23 protein-coding genes and 1 tRNA gene are annotated in these 18440 nt (G+C 67.7%); 21 read left to right on the top strand and 3 right to left on the bottom strand.

Features of this window, described 5'->3' with window-relative positions; all coding sequences use genetic code 11:
- The first annotated feature begins 392 nt into the window (after positions 1 to 392).
- The 21 genes from ACFVIV_RS36000 to xerC all read left to right on the top strand — a co-directional run bounded on the left by ACFVIV_RS36000 (position 393) and on the right by xerC (position 16406).
- The gene (locus ACFVIV_RS36000; RefSeq protein WP_379204287.1) at positions 393 to 1244 is read left to right on the top strand and encodes a hypothetical protein; all 852 of its coding nucleotides are present in this window, start codon (positions 393 to 395) and stop codon (positions 1242 to 1244) included.
- Positions 1245 to 1377: 133 nt separating this feature from the next.
- A complete protein-coding gene (locus ACFVIV_RS35995; RefSeq protein WP_379204286.1) occupies positions 1378 to 2073 on the top strand; it encodes a GntR family transcriptional regulator in 696 nt (231 codons plus the stop codon).
- 365 nt (positions 2074 to 2438) lie between these two features.
- On the top strand, positions 2439 to 2591 hold the full coding sequence (locus tag ACFVIV_RS35990) for a hypothetical protein (protein WP_379204284.1): 153 nt from the start codon (positions 2439 to 2441) through the stop codon (positions 2589 to 2591).
- Positions 2588 to 2884, top strand: a complete 297-nt coding sequence (locus ACFVIV_RS35985) for a hypothetical protein (RefSeq protein ID WP_379204282.1) — start codon at positions 2588 to 2590, stop codon at positions 2882 to 2884. The genes ACFVIV_RS35990 and ACFVIV_RS35985 overlap by 4 nt, the downstream gene beginning before the upstream one ends.
- Complete coding sequence (locus ACFVIV_RS35980; protein ID WP_379204280.1) at positions 2881 to 3144, top strand: hypothetical protein; 264 nt, start codon at positions 2881 to 2883, stop codon at positions 3142 to 3144. The genes ACFVIV_RS35985 and ACFVIV_RS35980 overlap by 4 nt, the downstream gene beginning before the upstream one ends.
- Positions 3141 to 3473 carry a hypothetical protein gene (locus ACFVIV_RS35975; protein ID WP_379204278.1) on the top strand — a complete coding sequence of 111 codons (333 nt, stop codon included), beginning with the start codon at positions 3141 to 3143 and terminating at the stop codon, positions 3471 to 3473. Before ACFVIV_RS35980 ends, ACFVIV_RS35975 begins: the two co-directional genes overlap by 4 nt.
- Positions 3470 to 3970: a hypothetical protein gene (locus tag ACFVIV_RS35970; protein ID WP_379204276.1), complete on the top strand. Its 501-nt coding sequence runs from the start codon at positions 3470 to 3472 to the stop codon at positions 3968 to 3970. The genes ACFVIV_RS35975 and ACFVIV_RS35970 overlap by 4 nt, the downstream gene beginning before the upstream one ends.
- Positions 3967 to 5037: a hypothetical protein gene (locus ACFVIV_RS35965; protein WP_379204274.1), complete on the top strand. Its 1071-nt coding sequence runs from the start codon at positions 3967 to 3969 to the stop codon at positions 5035 to 5037. Before ACFVIV_RS35970 ends, ACFVIV_RS35965 begins: the two co-directional genes overlap by 4 nt.
- Positions 5034 to 7070, top strand: a complete 2037-nt coding sequence (locus ACFVIV_RS35960; protein WP_379204272.1) for a hypothetical protein — start codon at positions 5034 to 5036, stop codon at positions 7068 to 7070. The genes ACFVIV_RS35965 and ACFVIV_RS35960 overlap by 4 nt, the downstream gene beginning before the upstream one ends.
- Positions 7071 to 7110: 40 nt before the next feature.
- Positions 7111 to 7740 carry a hypothetical protein gene (locus tag ACFVIV_RS35955; RefSeq protein WP_379204271.1) on the top strand — a complete coding sequence of 210 codons (630 nt, stop codon included), beginning with the start codon at positions 7111 to 7113 and terminating at the stop codon, positions 7738 to 7740.
- A gap of 21 nt (positions 7741 to 7761) precedes the next feature.
- Complete coding sequence (locus ACFVIV_RS35950) at positions 7762 to 8313, top strand: hypothetical protein (protein WP_379204270.1); 552 nt, start codon at positions 7762 to 7764, stop codon at positions 8311 to 8313.
- Positions 8314 to 8319: 6 nt separating this feature from the next.
- Positions 8320 to 8697 (top strand): hypothetical protein, encoded by a 378-nt coding sequence (locus ACFVIV_RS35945; protein ID WP_379204269.1) that lies wholly within the window; start codon positions 8320 to 8322, stop codon positions 8695 to 8697.
- A 37-nt stretch (positions 8698 to 8734) separates the two neighbouring features.
- Positions 8735 to 11083, top strand: a complete 2349-nt coding sequence (locus ACFVIV_RS35940) for a hypothetical protein (RefSeq protein ID WP_379204267.1) — start codon at positions 8735 to 8737, stop codon at positions 11081 to 11083.
- A gap of 1 nt (position 11084) precedes the next feature.
- On the top strand, positions 11085 to 11567 hold the full coding sequence (locus ACFVIV_RS35935; RefSeq protein WP_379204265.1) for a hypothetical protein: 483 nt from the start codon (positions 11085 to 11087) through the stop codon (positions 11565 to 11567).
- Positions 11564 to 11965: a hypothetical protein gene (locus ACFVIV_RS35930; RefSeq protein ID WP_379204264.1), complete on the top strand. Its 402-nt coding sequence runs from the start codon at positions 11564 to 11566 to the stop codon at positions 11963 to 11965. Before ACFVIV_RS35935 ends, ACFVIV_RS35930 begins: the two co-directional genes overlap by 4 nt.
- Positions 11966 to 11968: 3 nt before the next feature.
- Positions 11969 to 12421: a hypothetical protein gene (locus ACFVIV_RS35925; RefSeq protein WP_379204262.1), complete on the top strand. Its 453-nt coding sequence runs from the start codon at positions 11969 to 11971 to the stop codon at positions 12419 to 12421.
- A gap of 6 nt (positions 12422 to 12427) precedes the next feature.
- The gene (locus tag ACFVIV_RS35920; protein ID WP_379204260.1) at positions 12428 to 13414 is read left to right on the top strand and encodes a hypothetical protein; all 987 of its coding nucleotides are present in this window, start codon (positions 12428 to 12430) and stop codon (positions 13412 to 13414) included.
- A gap of 38 nt (positions 13415 to 13452) precedes the next feature.
- Positions 13453 to 13869, top strand: a complete 417-nt coding sequence (locus tag ACFVIV_RS35915) for a hypothetical protein (RefSeq protein ID WP_379204258.1) — start codon at positions 13453 to 13455, stop codon at positions 13867 to 13869.
- Entirely contained in the window at positions 13866 to 14831 is a 966-nt protein-coding gene (locus ACFVIV_RS35910; RefSeq protein WP_379204256.1) for a hypothetical protein, read from the top strand. Before ACFVIV_RS35915 ends, ACFVIV_RS35910 begins: the two co-directional genes overlap by 4 nt.
- A gap of 22 nt (positions 14832 to 14853) precedes the next feature.
- Complete coding sequence (locus tag ACFVIV_RS35905) at positions 14854 to 15084, top strand: hypothetical protein (protein WP_379204254.1); 231 nt, start codon at positions 14854 to 14856, stop codon at positions 15082 to 15084.
- Positions 15085 to 15134: 50 nt separating this feature from the next.
- A complete protein-coding gene (gene xerC, locus ACFVIV_RS35900) occupies positions 15135 to 16406 on the top strand; it encodes a tyrosine recombinase XerC (protein WP_379204253.1) in 1272 nt (423 codons plus the stop codon).
- Between the two features lie 79 nt (positions 16407 to 16485).
- Here xerC and ACFVIV_RS35895 read toward each other — a convergent pair.
- The 3 genes from ACFVIV_RS35895 to ACFVIV_RS35885 all read right to left on the bottom strand — a co-directional run bounded on the left by ACFVIV_RS35895 (position 16486) and on the right by ACFVIV_RS35885 (position 18402).
- Positions 16486 to 16561: transfer RNA gene (locus ACFVIV_RS35895), tRNA-Thr, on the bottom strand.
- 78 nt (positions 16562 to 16639) lie between these two features.
- Positions 16640 to 17857 (bottom strand): DNA polymerase III subunit delta', encoded by a 1218-nt coding sequence (locus ACFVIV_RS35890; RefSeq protein ID WP_379204251.1) that lies wholly within the window; start codon positions 17855 to 17857, stop codon positions 16640 to 16642.
- 41 nt (positions 17858 to 17898) lie between these two features.
- Entirely contained in the window at positions 17899 to 18402 is a 504-nt protein-coding gene (locus ACFVIV_RS35885; protein ID WP_379204249.1) for a DinB family protein, read from the bottom strand.
- Positions 18403 to 18440: the final 38 nt, after the last annotated feature.

Below are 18440 nucleotides of genomic sequence, written 5' to 3'. Positions count from 1 at the left end.
ACCCCAACTCTCTACCGCTTCGCTGCAGAGAGTTGGGGTCGTGCAAGCGGGAGCCACCATCAAACAGTTCAAGGAAGTGACCAAGAAGCTGAGGAGTTGAGAGCCGAAACCACAAGAACGAAGACCACAAACAGAGTGACCACAAAGAGAGGGTTCGTGACGGATCTTGCGTTGATAGAGCTGGGCACGTTGGGATGTCCGCCGCCTGCGGCGTCGGGTTCGCACGCCAGGGCGCGCTCAGTGCGGGTAGTCCGGCTGGGCGCCGTACCCCTCTGGGCGAAGACCACAAACAGAGGGCCGACGCCGCGGGAACAGGGCACCTGACCTTATCGACCCATGAGGTGTTACGCATTCGGCCCATCAGCGAAAGCAGTACGGGCAGAATGAAAATCATGACCGGATTCGTGCTCTCGCCGGATCGTCGCGAGGAGTTGGTAGCTCTCCTTGGTGACGAACAGCGGCTCCGTGCCGAGTACCCGAAAGTGGCCGACTACCTGGAGACCGCGCCTGGCCTTCCTGGGACTGGTGATGACGATGTCGACCGGGCCTTCGATCTGCGCTTCCTGCACTACATGACCGGAGGTGAGAGCACCAACCCCTACTGGGATATCGTCGCCCCGTTCGTCAGCTCCGGGCCAGCCGAGCGGAACAACCGCCGTGAGGTGAACGGAGGCCGGCCTAAGGGCAGCGCCCGGTTCGCCTACGCCCAAACGGCACTCCAAGCGACCTATGCGTATGCCATCCCATCCCCCGAAACACTGAGTTGGATCGCGGGGGTCTGCGAAGGCCAAGGATTGCTCGAAAATGCTGCAGGACGCGGCTATTGGGCCAATCTGCTCAGCCAGCAAGGACTTGACGTCCTAGCTTTCGATTCAGAGCCCCCCGACAGCACGGAGAACATCTCATTCCCACTCACAGCTGGCGAGCGCGCAGTTTGGCACCCGGTCGGAGGGTTGGAGGAGCTGACAGCAGCGCGCAACTCAGGCGAGGAATCCCACCGTGTGCTGTTTATGTGCTGGCCGCCCGGATGGGGTGACCCTATGGCAGTAAATGCCCTCACCCAGTTTGCGGAGTCCGGCGGCGAACAGTTGATCTATATCGGGGAGCCGAAGGGCGGTAAGACTGCGACCGACGAGTTTTTCGAGTTGCTCGCCGCCGAGTGGGTTCTGAACAGCCAGGATGCTGCATTCGTCTCTTGGTGGAACCTGCAGGATCAGGCTCAGCACTGGGTTCGTCGAAGGTAACGACCACTCCCCCGAATGGCCGTATGGGACCCCAGACCTGGCTCGGCCAGGTTCCGTGTACCGTGAGCATGTGCGTATACGCAGATAGGTGTGCGGCGAGTTCGCTACATGACCGGAAGGGATATCCGAGCCAATGACGGAGCCGAAGTACGTCCAGATCGCGAACAAGTTCGCACGTGAGATTCGCACAGGCGCGATCGCACCCAAGACCTGGCTGCCAAGCTATGCCGACATTGCCCGCGACCACGAAGTATCAGAAATCGTCGTCCGCAAGGCAGTCGACCAACTCCATCGGTGGGGACTCGTCCAGAAGGTGGAACGCCGCGGCACCTACGTCGTCGAGCGCCCGAACCTGACTCGCCTCGCTCCCGAACGCCAGATGGAGAGCCCAGAAACCACGTTCGCGACCGAGTCGGAACGCCCGATCAGTGTGGAGCGGGAGATCGAACGGATTCGCGCGACCGATGACTTGGCCAGCGACTTTGGAATCGATGCTGGAGGCGAGCTGGTCCATGTCGTAACCCGCGCAACCGAAGGCGGCCAACCCATCTCAATCTCCGACACCTACCACCTTCCAGACCAGGAGACCCCGGACGCGACATTCTTGGAAGAGACTCTCGCCGAACGAGTTCCTAGCGAGCTACATGGAGCCTGGCTCAGAGTCCCAACCGGCGACCTCGTAGTCACGATTCACCAACGCTTCCTGGGCAATGACGAGCGCGTCTTGATGATCTCGGACGTGTCCTATCCACGAGGTCGCTACCAGGCGTTTTCATTTCGGATGACGCTCACCAACCCCGAGTCTGAGCGGACAATCCATAGCGGCTAACCCAAATTCGACAGGGAGGGCCTGGTCAGGCAACTGATCAGGCCCTCTTCTTTTGCCTACCGCCCTGTGTATACACAAACCTTGTGCGTATACACACGTGCGTATACGCTGCTTGTGTATACACAGCCACTACGCACTGAAGGAGCGGGATTCATGAGCAAGCGACACACTTCGGTCGGCGAGCGCAGGGGATTGATCAGTCTGCGTGACGCCGCCCAGCTGGCTGGGGGTGTTCACCCAAACACCATCCGTCGGTGGGTGGAGGCCGGCCTTCTGGAGGGATTCCAGGTCGGACCGCGGCTAATCAAGGTGGACCGCAACCAGGTTCTTGCTCTGGTGCGGCCCCTCGGTCCGGGCGGTGCGGCATGAGAGCCCGCACCGCTTTTTTCGTGTTCGTCGCAATGTCGATGATGTACGCGCTGATCGTGGCCCCCGAGGTCGTCCTGGTGCCGCTGTTCCTGATCGGCATCTACGTCCTGGTGCGCCCGCGGCATGGCTGGCTGCGAGGCCGGCGATGAACAGCCACGAATACGCGCGACGGAACAGCGGGTTGTCCGCCTACAACCGCGCCGAGTACGACGCAAACGGACTGCTGCAGAGCGGCTTTCAAAGCATGCCGTTGCGCTGGAGACTGCCCGTCTTCTTCGGCCTGGTGTTGTTCGCCGCCGGGATCGTGGTCGGAATCCAGTTGGAACAGCAGACCCCGACCATGCCGCCGAGCGTGAACGTCTGCCGCGCTGAGGAAGTCGACCGCATCGACTGCGTTCACGTGAACCGCCAGGCCCCGGCCGTCCCGGGGGTGGCGCAATGAGCGGCCGAGATCGCACCGTCCGGGTGGGCCAGTGGTATCGGGACGCGCTACCAGGTCGCAGCGATATCCGCACGCTGCGGGTGGAAGAGATCGGCGAGCCGTGGACCGACGCGAAGGGCCGTCCGCGCTGCGCCGTGGTGTGCACGGTGGTGCGGAAGGAGTCTGCCAGCGGTGTGGTGTCCACGCCGATGCGGACGCTGACGATCGATGCCGCCCGTCTGTCCTCCGACCTGTTCGTGCTGGTCCTGGAGGAGCGATGAGCACCGCCGACGAAATCCGCAGGGAGCTGGCGGCGCTGGACGCCGAGCGCGACAGGTTGAACGTGGTCGACGGCGTGCTAACGGACATGCTGCACGCCGCGACCCAGGTCGCCGCCACGAAGGATTACGGGAACGACGAGGCGGAGAAAAACAACCTTCGTCATTGGGATTCCACCGCCGGATCAGTCTGGGCGGACCAAAGCGAGACGTGGACACGATGGCATGAAACCCACGATCGGCTGTTCGCCGAGATCACCAAGGCGCGCAGCGATATTCAGGCCCGCCATGCCAGCCAGCAGCGCTCTCAGGGCAGGGAGCGGAGCCGATGACGCGCAAGAACGTTCCCGGCACCGTCTATCTGCTGCATTTCGATCGACCGTTCCGGCATGCCCGCCACTACACCGGGTGGACCACCGACCTCGACGCGCGCCTGACCGAGCATCGCGCCGGCCGGGGTGCGCGGCTGTTGGAGGTGTTGCGCGACAACGGGATCGGGTGGGAGCTGGCCCGTACCTGGCACGGCACTCGCAGCCGCGAGCGGCAGCTCAAGCGCGAGGGAGGCGCGGCACGGCGCTGCCCGAAGTGCGGGGTGAAACCTCGCCGCGCCCCGGATGCCGGCGCGGCCGAGGAGATGGCCGCGGTGATCGTGCAGGCCCGCCGCGACATCGCCGCCCGCCACAGCGAGCGGACCCGGACACCGGCGCCGCAGGTCCCGTCCTTGCCGAGCTGGGTGCACCGGATACCCGCGGACGAGCTGGAGCGGCGGCTGTGCGAGATCGAGGCCCGCCCTATCGACCCGCCGCATCGGAGGGAGCGCACCCGATGAGCACCCACCACAAGAAGAGGGACAGGTATACGCGCCTGGAGTTGCGGCACCGCTCGGAGATCATCGGCGGTCTGCGCGATCTCGACTACAGCTACACCGACATCGCACGGACACTCGGGATTCCGCTGAGCAAGGTGGAGAACTGCTTGGGTGAGGCCGCCGTCCTGCGGGCGCAAGGGTTGACCAAGGCGGAGGTCGCCGAGCTTCTCGGTGTGCCGTACGGGTCGATGGGTCGGATGCTGCCGGCCGCGCACAGCGCCACGATTACGGCCCGGCAGAGCCAAGTGCTGGACGGTACCGCGGACATGCACGGCATGCAGGTGGACCTGATCGCGCACTTCCTCGATGTCGAGCTGAGCACCGCCTACGACATCCTGCGGCCGCTGATCCGCAACGGCTCGTTGTACCCGCTGACCCGGGTGGGGCCAGGCCGGGCGTGGGTGATCCCGAAGAAGGAAGCCGCGGCACCGCGTCTGGGCTGGAAACCGAAGGACTGGACGCCATCGACGCGATGGGCCAACCACGACCGGGCCGTCGCCCAGGCCCGGATCATGTTGGTCGGCTCCGACCCGCATCGCTGGGTGTCCGAACGCCAGCTGCGCCACCGTGCGGAGGAGATCGCTGCGGCTTCGCGGGAGGTGGCGGAGTTCAGCTCCAGCCGCGAACCTCGCCGCGATCGAGCGCATGTCCATGACGGGTGGGTGCTGCGCAAGGTTCACGGCGAATTGCAGTGGTGGGCAGTGGAAGTCGAGCTGACCCGCAAGGGCCCGACGGACATGGACATCGCCTTGCAGGGAGCGATGCGCGCTACCCGCACCGTGCCGCCGTTCCGGCAGGTCACCGAGCTGGTGGGGCTGCTGTATCTGTGCCGCACCACCTACGTCACGGACGGCGTCAAGGCCGCCGTCAAACGACTCCCGCCGGAGATCGCCGCCATCGACATCGATTTCGAGACCCGCGACCTCGACGACGACTGGAGCACCTATCTGGCCCGCCGCGCCGAACGCAAAGCCCTCGCAAAAGCCGAGCGCGAGCAGCAGACCCACGCCAACAGGGAAGCCTCATGAGCAACCAATGCACACCGATCATCACCCCACAGGACTGCGACCCCGCCAGCCCGCCGGCGATCTTCAACCCCTTCGGGACAACCACAACAATCCCGACCACCACCGCTGCCCCGCCCTCTGGGACCGGGTTCGACCAGCTCGGGCCGCAGGCACCACCCGGCGCACCGGAAATCACCGTGCCCAGCTGGCAGGGCGTGGACTTGACGCAGGCCACGCATGTCGCGGGCACGGCGCTGACCGCAGGGCTGGTGCTGGTCGCGATGCTGATCATGGTCGTGGCCGTCGCCTACAACTGGCCGTTGGAGCCACACCGGCTGCGGAACTTCGCCATTGCCGCGTTCCTGCTGCCAGTCGCGTCGATGCTGGCCGGCGGCTCCCTGTCGACCCCGGTGGTGTTGTTCTTCGACGGCGCCGGTCAGGTCGCCGGCGGGGACTTGGCCGGGCTGCCGATGATGCTGGCGGTGGGTGCGCCGATCGCGATGCTGGCCGCCACCTGGTGGTGGGCGCAGTTCGTGCTCAAGACCAACACCGTCGGGTTGAAATCCCTCGGCCGTACCGAGCGGGTGCAGGAAGCGTTCGCCGCCCGCAAGTTCGCGGCGGCGGCGCGGGCCGCGAAGCTCGGCGCCCCCTACAGCGCCGGGTTCGCCGTCGTGCTGGGCACCCTGGCCGATCACCACGATGCGCGCCCGCGGGGATTGTGGCGGGAGCTGACCGCGCGGCATCAGCACTGGCTGATGGTGCCCCACAACGAGATCAAACGTCATCAGGGCATCATCGCGACCACCCGCAGCGGCAAGACCGAGCTGATCAAACGCCACGCCATCGCCACGTTCATCTACGAGTGGCATGCCTGGCAGCGGTGGAAGGACGTGCCCGGCATGAGTGTCCGGCACCCGAAACCGCGACTGGTGATGATCACCTGCAAGGGCGGCGAGGACGACCGAGTGCTCGGTCGCGAGATGCTGGCCATCGCTGTCGCGCTGGGTATTCCACGCGAGGAGATCGCCCTGGTGCCGGAGATGGACCGGCTCGAGTTGTGGCGCAACCTGCCTATCCGCGACAAGCGCGCCATCATCGGCGACCTGCTCAATGCAGGGGAGGCTTCCACCAGCGAGGGCCAGCATTTCGACGAGATGCGCCGCCGCGTCGTCGACCTGGTGCTCGGCGCCCCGCACGGCGAGATCAACAGCAGCACCGAGTTCCTCGACCGGATGAACCCCAATGAGATCAAGAAGGCGTGGGGTGACGCCCCCGACGTGGTGCGCCAGGTCAAGGCGTTGCAGGCGGAGAAGGTCCCGCAGATCGACGACGCGCTCATCAAGTGCACCAACCTGTTCGAGCTGCTCAAAGACCACGACGGCCGGATGGTGTTCGACGACGGCAAGAACATCGACAACCTGACCGTGCTGTTCATGACCGTGCCCGCCCTGGACAAGGACGCCGCCCGCGCCCAGGTCGCGGCCACGCTGCGGCTGGTGATGCAGCGCGCCGGCCGCACGAAAAAGCACCTGCGCCGCTCGACGACCCTCTACCTGGATGAAGCCTCCGCGTTGACCACAAGGAAGGGATCGCTGGGGCTGGAGGAGATCGCCGAACGCGGCAGCTCGCAAGGCGTTGCGCTGGTGCTGTCGGGTCAGTCCCCCGAGTCTCTGGCCCCCGACAAGTGGGTCCTGGATCGGCTGTTGAAGGCCCTCGCGGGCGGGTTGATTCTCGGCTACTGCGAAAACGTCGGGGAGCTGTGTAAACACTTCGGATCCGTCCGCACCATGCTGCCGTCGCGGCATTTGATCCGGGGGCAGCGCACCGGCGACGAGGGCCAGGTGCAGGTCGGTGAACGCTGGCTGGTCGATCCCGACCGCGTCCGCCGCTTCTGCCCCGGCGAATTCGTCTACGCCAAGGCCGGCCACGCCTGGTTCGGCCGCGTCGTCCGCATCGACCTCACCCAACTGTCCCCGCTGCCCGGCACCCCCGCCGCCGAGGCCGCACGCCACCGCACCGCCGCCGACGGCGACACCGCGGCCACCGCCGCCTGACCACCCATTCATCACCGAAATCGATTGGAGCACAACCGTTATGCGCATCATCCGCAGCGACGACCACCACGACGATGACGACCACGACCACCAGCACAAGCGCCGGCGCGGCCCCAGCGACCCGAACGAGCTCGACGAGGCAGTCGCCGGCATCCCCGACGACCAGCTCGGCGACGTCCTCGGCGATGAAGCCAGCGCCTTCCTCACCGCCGCCACCGAAGCCGTCGACGGCCCCAGCTTCCTGCTCGGCCAGGACGCGCCCGTCGAGCAGACGCCGTCGGCCAAACCCGTTCTGCGACTGGTCACCTCCGACGAGCACCTCGACACCGAGGCCGCGCCGGCCGGCCCGGCAGGGTTGCGGCCGCGGTTGCTGCGCGCCGGTCTCGGCGGCTCCCTGCTGGTGATCGCGGTCGTACTGCTCGCCGGCTGGGGACAGCCCGGCGTAGTCGCCCTCCCACTGACGGTCTACGGGCTGGGCTGGATCGCCTACCTGTGGTGGCACGCCGCCCTGCGCCCACCCCTGCCGCAGACCTTCATCACCGTCACCACCGCCATCGGCCGCGCCCTCGCCGCCCTCACCTGCGGCATCTGCCGCACCTTCAGCGCCGCCATCGCACGCCTGGACCAATCCCGCGCCCGACGCGAAGCCCGCCGCACCGCCCGCGCCTGAACCACGAAAGGAATATCCCCCATGAACTCCGACCGAATCCCGTCCACCGCAACCGAACAGAACCCGGCACCCACCGACGAAATCGGTGACTGGCTCGATTCCCTGGCAGTGCTGTACTGCGCCAACGCCTCCCGGATCGCCTGCCAGGAACACGCGCGCACGCTCGGACTGCTCGAACGCGACGAGACCAGCGACAGCGAGCGCTGGCAGGCCGGGCTGCTGCGCGGCATGTGGTACCTGCTCGCGCAAGCCATCATCCGCACCCCGCTGCCCGTGTCCGAGCAGGGCCGACGCTTGGCCGAGCTCGAAGACGCCACCCCGCGCCCGTATCGAATGCTCGACCTCGATCCGGTCCCCGAAGACGGCCTAGCGCCGGACGACCCCATCGCCACCGGCTTGCGCGAGGTCATCGCCCGCTGCCGCGCCCTGGCCGCCTACGAGCAGACCGTGGCGATCCTGTGCCACACCGACGAGCAGTCACTCACCGACTGGCGCTTCAGCAAGCAACTACTCGGGCTGGGTCCCGACGACAACACCCCCGACGACACCAACCCCACCATCAGCAAGGAGTGATCACCGATGCCCAAGAACCATCCCGACTGGATCATGCCCGCCCCCTCCGAGCTGTACGACCGGCTCTACGAGGTCACCGAGCGTATCGCTGAGCTGCGCCGGGAGATGGCCCAGATCAAGCTCGACTACGGCCGCCTGCATCAGAAGCCCGAGGCGCTGGCCGTCGACGACCTGGGGGACCCGATCGATCCGGTCCAGGTGACCGAGGAGGTCATGTGGGACCTGCAAGACGCTGACCGCGAACTGTATTCCGCCGCCGCGACGGTCTCGCGCACCCGCGGCAAGTTCGCGACCCGGCTCAAGCTCACCGACGCCGCCGCCGAACAGCGCTGGCAGCAACTCCAGCAGCGTGAGCAGCGCACCCCGATCGACCGCACCCGATAAGCCCAATCCCTTTATCCCTGAAAGGAATACACCACTCATGTCCGAGAAGTCCGAGATGGATGAGATCACCCGCCAGTCCGGCCGCACCCTGCGGCAGATCCTCGATACCGCCCACACCTGGTATCAGCGGCATCTGTTGCGGCGCACAGATTCCGGGGACAAGCCGATCAAGCTGACCCGAGCCCAGCGCAAGCAGCTGGCCGCGCACCTGGAGGCCGAGATCGGGGCGCAGCGCATCGCCGAAGTCTGGTTCACCCGCTGCGTCCACGAATACCAGGCCGCGCGCAACCGGCTGTGGGACGCCCGATTGGCGGCCGGCGCCGACCGCGACGACTACCACGTCAACGAGGCGGTGCTCCAGCAGCTGGAGGGGATGCGGTTCGGGATCGAGTCGACCGTGCACGAGTCCGCGCTCAGCACCGAGCAGCGCGGGCAGGTCGTGCAGGCGCTCAACGATCTCGACGACAGCCCCCGCATCCGCGTGCAGCACGTGTTCACCGAGACCAATCCGCGCACGGCACCGGAGTTCCGGGAGATCGCGGCACGGTCAGAGCAGCGGGTGTTCGCGCGCCATCAGGCCGCCGCGCAAGCGGTCGCGGTGGAGCGGGCGCAGCTGGCCTACCGCAGCGACCCGAAACACCTGGCCGCCGACACCGAGGATCTACGCCGGCGCATCGCCGCCCTGGAATCCGGACGCCGCGACCCCAACACCCTCGACAGCAAGCATTTCGTAGCCACCGTCGGCCCCAGCGCGCTGATCGGCCACCGGGACGAGGCGCAGCTGGCATCGACGCCGCATGCCGATCGGCCGCGCACCGGCACCACCTTCGCCAGCGTCGCCGACGCCTACGCCTGGACCCGCCAGCAGCTCGGCTTCTACCGGTCCAGCAGCCGCCGCGGCGACGAGTTCACCGCCGTGGTGTGGGATCGCCGCGACCCGGCCCACACCGCTCAGGCCGCGGTCGGGCCGCTGGGCATGGTCACCGACGAGGTCCACGAATGGGACCGCGCCCACCACCTGGGCCGCCCGACCGTCCCCGCCCGCGACCACGCCGCGCCGGCGCAGCCGCCCGGACCGGATCCGCGCCCGGCGGAGACCGGTCAAGGCCGCGAGGGCGCGGACGAGCGGGTCGCGGCGGTGCAGGCTATCCGCCGCGCACAAGCGGATTGGTCATGGCGCACGCCGGACATCGACCCCGCGGTCCGCGACTCACTCGACGCCGCCCGCAACAAGGCCGCCCGACGGGCCCGCGACGCCGGACTGACCGATGAAGAGATCAACCGCGAATTCGCCACTGCCGCCGACAATTCGCGGTTCGAGGTCCGGATGCAAACCCGTGACCGCGACGGCTACGCACACAATGAGATCGGCTTGCACCCGACCGAGTCCGCCGCCGCGGAATGGGCGCAGCGCCGCGCTCAGTCGCCGCACTGCCGCAACTCCCACCACCTGGCAGTGGGCATCTCCGCACACGACACACCCGGCCTGCTCTACCACGTCGACGGCCCTCCCGGGATCGTCGCCGACGAGCTGACCACCTACCGTGACGGGCTCCGCCGCGACCGCGGGCCCACCCCGGCACCGGCCGCCGGCCCGGAACCGGGAGCGTCGAACATCGCAGAGCAGCGCCTGGCCGACATCGAGGCCCAGCTCACCGAGCTCCGAGGCGACCGCGACACCCTGGCCCGTGACGTGGGTGTGCTCCAGCGGGGCCTGGACGCCGTCACGCGTGACCGTGACGAGCAGCAGCGGGCCCGCGAGGCCGCCGAAGCCGACGCCCAGGCCTTGCGCAACACCACCAACCGCCAGGCCGCCGAGCTGAAAGACCTGCGCGAGAAGGTGATTCAGACCGGAGTCGAACGCGACAAGTTCCGGACCGAACGCGATCAGGCCGTGCAGAAACTCGCCCAGGCCACCCCCGAGCAGCAGCGCTTCGGCAGCAAGGCCCGCCGCGACGCCGAGCGGAAGGCCAACGGGCACAACCAGCACAACACCGAATTCACGCCGCGTTTCGCGGTGCAGATCTACCGCCGCGACGTCTGGTCACTGGCCCGCGCACAGGGCGTCACCGTGGAGGAGTTGCCGGAATCGCAGCGGCCGATCCAGCAGCATTTCGACTCCGAGGCCGAGGCACTCGACTGGGCCCGCCAGCGCGTATCGACGATGGAAGTCGGCGGCCAAGGACTCAGCGTCGACCTCGCCGACTCGACACAGCCCGGCAGGATCAAGTTCCACCCGATCGATGGTCAACGCCAGGACGTCTTGACCGCCCTCGACGAGCGCCGGAAACAGCAGCCCCGCACCGACACGACGCCCCGCGAGACCACCACCGATCACGGCAACCCACCCGAAACGCCGCGCCCGCCGATCGAGCGGAGCCGGTGACATGAACGCCTTCCACGACCCCACCGATCCGACCCAGCCGCGCTACTACACCGAACGGGGCGCGTTCCCGCTGGAAGCGGAGATGCGCGCCGACTACGCCACGGTCCACAACGCCCGCAAGATCGCCGAGCGGCTCCAATTCGACGACAACCGAACCGAACTCCTCGCCCGGATAACCCCGATCGTGCGGCGGTGGGCCAGCCCGCCCGGAGTGACCGGCCCGTGGGAGCGGCTGGACAACGCCGTCCGGAACTGGCAGCAGACGCCGCGGCTGATGCACCTGATCCACAACCAGATCACCGACCACCGCGACCCGACCATGCTGCCCATCGACTGGCGCACCGCCCTGCAGGCCCGCGAGCTGACCGGCAACGGCACCTGGCCGCCGTCACTCTCGGCCCCCACCCGGGACCAGCAGCATTCCAGCACAACGGGTTCGCAGACCGATGCGACGCCGCAGCCGGCGATCGAGCGGGACCGGTGAGCACGATACACGCCGAGCACGAAGAAGCCATGCGGGCCGAGTTCTTCGCCCAGGCCCAGCTGGCCCGCAACGCCTACCGCAGCGATATCACCGACGCCGAGCTGGATCGGATCTACCGCGACACCGCCGAATACGACGAACGCTGGTTCGGCGGCCCGTACGCCGAGCACTGGGCGTTCCTGTCCGCCTCCTACGACGACTGGCAGCAGCGCCCCAAGGACATGCGCCGGTTCGTCGCCGACGTCGAACGCCGGCGCGAGCTCTACGGCCGCGAGTTCGGGCTGACCGACGTCCAGTACCGCAGCCTGCACCAAGCCCGCGACCTCGCCTGCCTCGACCACACCCGCGCACCCGTCGATCACACCCAGCACCACCCCGGATACGAGCGGGGGCGGTGAACGATGCAACCCGAACACGAGGAAGCCATGCGCGCCGACTTCGCCGAACGTGTCCGGCTGATCGACGAGGTCTACCACGCCGAACACCTCGACGCGACCAGCCAGGAGATCGAGCAGTACCACCGCGGCATCGACCGGCTCGATACCGCCTGGTCGCAGGGCCCACACCAGCAGGAGTGGCACTACCTGCGGATCGCCTACACCTCCTGGACCCGCGACGCCAACGGAGCACGGCAGCACCTCGACTGGGCACGCTACTACCGCGACGAAATAGGCCAGGACCAGCTCACCGCGGTGCAGTGGCGCAGCATCGAGCAGGCACAAGAACTGTCCGGCAACACCTTCGCCGTCGACTACGAACGCAACGCACCCGACACCTACCGGTGCGCGCCCGGCACGCCAATCCCGAAATTCGGTGCCGACCGCGACCGCGCTCCGATCGAACGCGAACGGTGACCCGCCATGGAACCCCAAGCATCGCAGGGCCGTTCGTGGCAACTCATAACCGCCGCTCTGGCGGCCACCATGGGGCCAGGCCGCACCGGCACCCGCTGGACGGTCTACCTGTGCCCAGTCCACGAGGCCGACGGCCAGCACCACAACCCGTCGCTCGGTGTCCGCTACGACCCCGCCCAGGGCAAAACCATCGTGCGATGTTTCGCCGGCTGCGACGACCAGGACGTCCTGGCCCGACTGAACCTGCAAGTGCGCGACATGTGGGACCAACTGCCCCAACGCGACCCGCACCGCCCCTACCAGCGGCCCGCGCCACGCCAGCAGCAGCCGCCGCCGGCGCGAGTCTCGCTGGTGGACAAGGCGATCGAGTACGCGCAGTTCCCGATCCCGCACCGCCCGCAGCTGGGTGAGCCGATCGGGCCGCCGGAGGTGATCGAAACCTACGTCTACCGCTGGCCCGACGGACGCATCGAGGGCGCGATCACCCGCGAGCACATCCCGCACGAGCATGGGCACAAGAAGAACTTCCCGCAACGCCGCTGGACCGGAACCAGCTGGGAATCAGGCGCTTTCGCACCCATCCCATTCCGGCTTCCGGAAGTCGTCAACGCCGTGGGACGCGGCCGGGAGATCTTCGTGTGCGAGGGCGAGAAGGACGTCCAACGCGCGTTCGAGGCCGGACTGGTCGCCACCAGCAACGCCATGGGCGCCGGCAGCTGGACCCGCGATCACGCGCAATGGCTGCACGGCGCCGGGCGGGTGATCGTGGTCGCCGACCGCGACCGACCCGGCTACCGCCACGCCGCCAAGGTCGCCGACACCCTGCACGGCCACGTCGGCGAGATCCGGATTCTGCAGGCCGCCGCGGGCAAGGACCTCACCGACCACCTCGACGCCGGCCACCCGATCGAGGCCCTGCAGCGGGTGCCCTACCTCGACCGCCACTACCGCCAACCCCTGTCCCCACAGCGGCAGGTAACCCGCAGCCGCTGAACACCTTTCCCCGATAGATCCCCAAGGAGGAACCCATCATGACCGGCATCGACTACGGGCAGCGCTTCAAACAGGCCGCCGCCAAACCCCCCAGCGCGTTCGGCAAGAACATCGCCCCCGGCACCACCATCTACGGCCGCATCACCGAAATCGGTGAACAGCCACGACTGAAATTCAACGGCGCCCCCGGCGAGGTCCAAAAGGACAAGCAAGGCAACACCGTGATGCAGCTGTTCATCACCCTCGATACCCCCGCGGGACTGCGGAACCTGTACCCGACCTCACGCATGGAACGCGCCATCGGCGCCGCCATGACCAAGGCCGGCGCGACCGGCTTCGACATCGGCGCCACCCTGTCGGTTACCTACACCGGCACCGACCCCGCCGACGAACGCGCCCGCCTCTACACCGCCGTCTACACCCCCATCACCACACCGGATCGAGGTGAGGGGTGACCGGCAACGGAGCCGGTTCGCATGTGGTGCACGGCAACGACGCCGTGCACCACAACGGCATACCGGCCGACACCCTCGACAGCGTCGCCCCCACCGTGCCCGAGACCGACGCCGAACCGGTGCCGCCTGGGCGGCAGCGTCGCTCCACCCGACAACACATCCGACACCCACTGTCGCCCACCGGAGGCCGGACTGTCGCCTGGCTCGGATTCGGCTTCGGTGCCGTGCTGTCGGTGCTGGCGAACTGGCTCTACACCTGGCTGCCAGCCGACACCCAACCCGACGGCTGGAGTCCCGGCATCGCACCCCAGATCGGGTCCGCGGTCTGGCCGATCGTGCTCATGCTGTCCGTCGAAGTCTTGCTGAGAGTGCGCTGGCTCCCTGGTATGTGGTGGAAACTGGCCCGATACGCAGGTGCGGGCACCGTCGCCCTCGGCTCGGCCATCATCAGCTACGGCCACGTCTACCACGTGCTGCTGTCCTGGGGCTACGACACCGTTGGCGCCCATGTCGGCCCGCTCGCCATCGACGGATTCATGGTTATCTGCGGATTCGCCCTACTGTCCGAATCCACTCCAGCACAACCCGATCCGGACCCCGCCGACACCACAGGCGACGCCCGCGCCGCCAAGCCCGCCGTAGTCGACACCCAACCCGACACCAGGAAACCCACACCCGACGCCGTCGCCACCACCGGCGACACCACACCCCAGACAGCCGACGCGAAGGCGGCAGCCGTCGACAAGCCCGCCGACAGCGACCGCGACAGCAGCATCCGTGCCATGTACCGCACTGTGCGATCCACCCGGATCGTCGGCGACGCATTTGGTCTCCACCACTCGACGGTCGCCAAAATCGTCGCCCAACCCGACAACACCGAAACCACAACCGACAAGACCGGCCAAGACGACACCTTGGACTCAGGCCGAGTAGTGGCCGGCTCGAACTCGCTGCGCCACTGATCGATTCGAGAAAGGAGCAACGGTGACCACATCCGACATCAGCGGCACCGTGCACATTCGCCGCTGGGCGAGCACCAAGGATGCGGCAGCGCACATCCACCGACACCCGGAAGTGCTGCGGCGCTGGCATCGCCAACGCGCCGAGCACCCATGGCTGCCCATGCCACGCCGCGTCGGCAAGAACCTGCTGTGGGACCTGGACGAACTGGACGCCGCCATCGACGCCCAGGTCGACCAGCAGGACGGCAGATAGCCATGGGCCGAGGCCGACCGCCGCGACCGATCGGAGTGCCGGGCGCGGTGATGCTCACCGAAATAGCGCCCGGTCACTTCCAGGCCCGTGTCCTGGTTCGCGACGGCTCGGGCAAACGGCGCGATATCGCCCGAGTATCACCGCTCAAACTGGATTCCCGCGGGCGGAAGGTGCCGGACCGCAACGGTTCTCGTGCCACCGAAGCAGTCCTCGCGGCCGCCCGCGAGATCCGCATCACAGTTGAGGGAGAACTGACGGACTCGATCACCGTCCGCAAGTTGTGGGAGCACTACCGCAACCACCTGGTCGCGCTGGAACGTGCCATGAGCACACTGGAGCGCTACGACGACGTCGCGGCCATGTTCAACAACGCATTCGGAGATCTCCGCCTGCACGAGGTCACCACCGCCGCCGCGGAGAAGTTCCTGATCCAAGTCGGAAAGGCGCAGGGCCCCGGCTCCATGGACACTGCCCGCTCCGTTCTGTCCGGGATGTTCAAGTACGCGGTCCGAAAAACCCCGCTCACCGTGAACCCCGTCCGCGAGGTCGAGCTGCCGGAGAACCTCGAGCCCAAGGGCCGGACCGGTGGCGCCCGCGATATCACCGTCGACGAGCTCCGCTTCATTCTCACCGCGGTCAGAACCTCAAGCCTGCCCTGCCCTCGCAAGCTCATGAAGAAGGAACGCGAACGGACGAAGCCGATCAAGTCCTACACCCCGCCGACCGTCGCCGACTTCTGCGACGCCGCAGACCTGACCGACTGGATCACTCTGCTCGCCGGCACCGGCCTGCGGCGCAGCCAGATTCTCGCCCTTTTGTGGTCCGACATCGACCTCAAGGGCAAGACCCTACGGACCAGCGGAAAAGTGGTCAGAATCACCGAAGTCGGGCTCGCACGCCAGGAGATCGAGAACGATCCGAAGAACCGCAAGGGCCGAATCGCCTTGCCGGACTTCGCCATCGTGATGCTCACCCAGAGGAAGGCGGTGCTGGAGGCCCGGAAGCGCAAGCATCCGCCAGCCAAACCGCCCCAATACGATCTGGTCTTCCCCTCCGAGAACTGGACGCTGCGCGATCCGAACAACGTGCAGCACCAGTGGCAGCGCGTGCGCGAGGCCCTGGCCATCCCCGACGACATCACCGCCCACAGCTTCCGCGGCGCGGTCGCCACGATCCTCGATGACGCCGGCCTGTCCGCCCGGGTTACCGCCGATGTCCTCGGCCACGCCGACCCGTCCATGACCCAGCGGCGCTACATGGCGCGCGGCCGAGTCCACCCTGCAGCAGCTGACGCGCTGCACCGAGCTGTGAGCGCCGAATGACTTTGTTGGGACATAGGTGGGATTCAGACCCCGAAACGACAGCAGGCGGAGAGCGGTACCTGCTCACCACCTGCCTGTATGGAGCCGCCTGGGGGAATCGAACCCCCGACCTTTTCATTACGAGTGAAGCGCTCTACCGACTGAGCTAAGGCGGCGTGCCTTTCGGCGGTCGCAGTCTATCGTCTCGCTGCCCGGATCGCGAAAACGCGTGGTCGCGGTCACGACGGGTGCGGTCAGGCGGAGCGGGCCGCCATGAGGGTGGCGACCATGGCGGCTACGGCGAAGCGGGGCTTGACGTTTGTTTCGAGGGCTTCGCGGCAGTCGAGGACGGCTTGGATGGAGCGGAGCAGGCCCTCGGGGCGGATGTCGGTGGCCAGTTCGCGGATCTGGTCGGACATATCGGGGTGGGTGAGGGTGACGCCGGAGCGGGAATCGGCCGTGGCCGCGCCGAAGCGGACGGCCAAGGCGTCGCGGTAGAGGCCGGCGACATCGATCAGCGCGCGGTCCAGGGCATCGCGGCCGGTGCGGGTGGCGCGGGATTTCTGGCGCTTTTCCAGTTCTTTGAGAGCCCCGGCGGAACCGCGGGTGGCGGAGGCCGCGCCCTTGCCGGTGCCGCCCGCGCCCAGGGCGGTCGCGAGTTCGTCGCGTTCCTTCTCGTCGCGTTCGGCGCTGACTTGTTTGGCCTCGTCGTCGGCGGATTTCACCAGCTCGTCGGCGGCGGTGTAGGCGGCGGCCGGGCGGGCGGTGGCGGCGACCAGGGCCAGGGCGCGTTTGCGGCGGGCGCGGGCGGAGTCGTCGGTGGCCAGGCGGCGGGCGCGGCCGACGTGGCCGCCGCTCACCGACGCCGCCCAGGCGGCGGTGTCGGCGTCGAGGCGGTCGCGCTCGCGCAGGACCCGGGCGATGGAGTCGACCGAGGGGGTCGCCAAATGCACGTGGCGGCAACGGGATCGCAGGGTGATGGAGATGTCCTCCGGGTCCACCGAGGGCGCGCAGAGCAGGAAGACGGTGCGGGCCGGCGGTTCCTCGACCACCTTGAGCAGGACATTGCCGGCGGCCTCGGTCAGGCGGTCGGCATCCTCGACCACCACGACCTGCCAGCGGCCGGTGCTCGGGCGGCGGGAGGCGACCTGGACGATCTCGCGCATCTCCTTGGTGCCGATGCTCAGCCCCTCGGGCACCACGCGGCGCACATCGCCGTGGGTGCCGGCCATGGTGGTGGTGCAGGCGTGACAGCGCCCGCAGCCCGGGCGCTCCGGATCGGTGCACTGCAGGGCCGCCGCGAAGCACAGCGCGGCGACCGAACGGCCCGATCCGGGCGGTCCGGTGAACAACCAGGAATGCGTCATGGCCGAGGACGAGGCCTCGGCGCCGCCCCGCGCCGCCACCGCGGCAGCGGTCAGTTCGGACTCGACCGCATCCTGGCCGACCAGCCGATCGAAGACACCCGCCACGTCGTACACCCTAGCGGCCGGGGCCGACAGCGCAGGAACCGCTAGGCGCGCTGGTAGGTGGTGTTCGCGCCGTCCAGGGCTTCGCGAATGATGTCGGCGTGCCCGGAGTGGTGCGAGATCTCCCGCAGGATGTGCAGGAGGATGTGCCGGGCCGTCTGCCAGGTCAACTCCGGCTGCCACGGGGCGGTCGGAATCGGAATGGACTCGTCCAGGCTCTCCAGCTCGCGAATGAGCGCGGCGGTTCGCTCGCCCACCGCATCCCATTCGGCCAGCAGCCCCGCGAGGGTCTCGTCCGGGCCCATCCGATACTGCGAATCCATCTCGGACAGATCGAATTCCGCCTGCTCGTCGCGTTCGACGATGACGGTGGTCCAATGCCGTTCGGTCGAGACGAGGTGATGCAGCAACCCGCCGAGTGTCAGTTCACTGACCGTGGTGCGCTGGCGCGCATCGGCGTCCTCGAGCCCACGCAGTGTGATCTTGAAGATGTCACGCTGTTCGGCGAGTATGGCGATCAGGTCCTGACGATCCTGGGCGACGGCCATCGAATGTCCTTCCGCTGGTGCGTGTTACGGCACACACG

Source organism: Nocardia sp. NPDC127526 (assembly GCF_042672265.1).
GTDB lineage: Bacteria > Actinomycetota > Actinomycetes > Mycobacteriales > Mycobacteriaceae > Nocardia.
The sequence above is the reverse complement of the archived record's forward strand: the minus strand, read 5'-3'. Positions and strand labels throughout refer to the sequence as shown.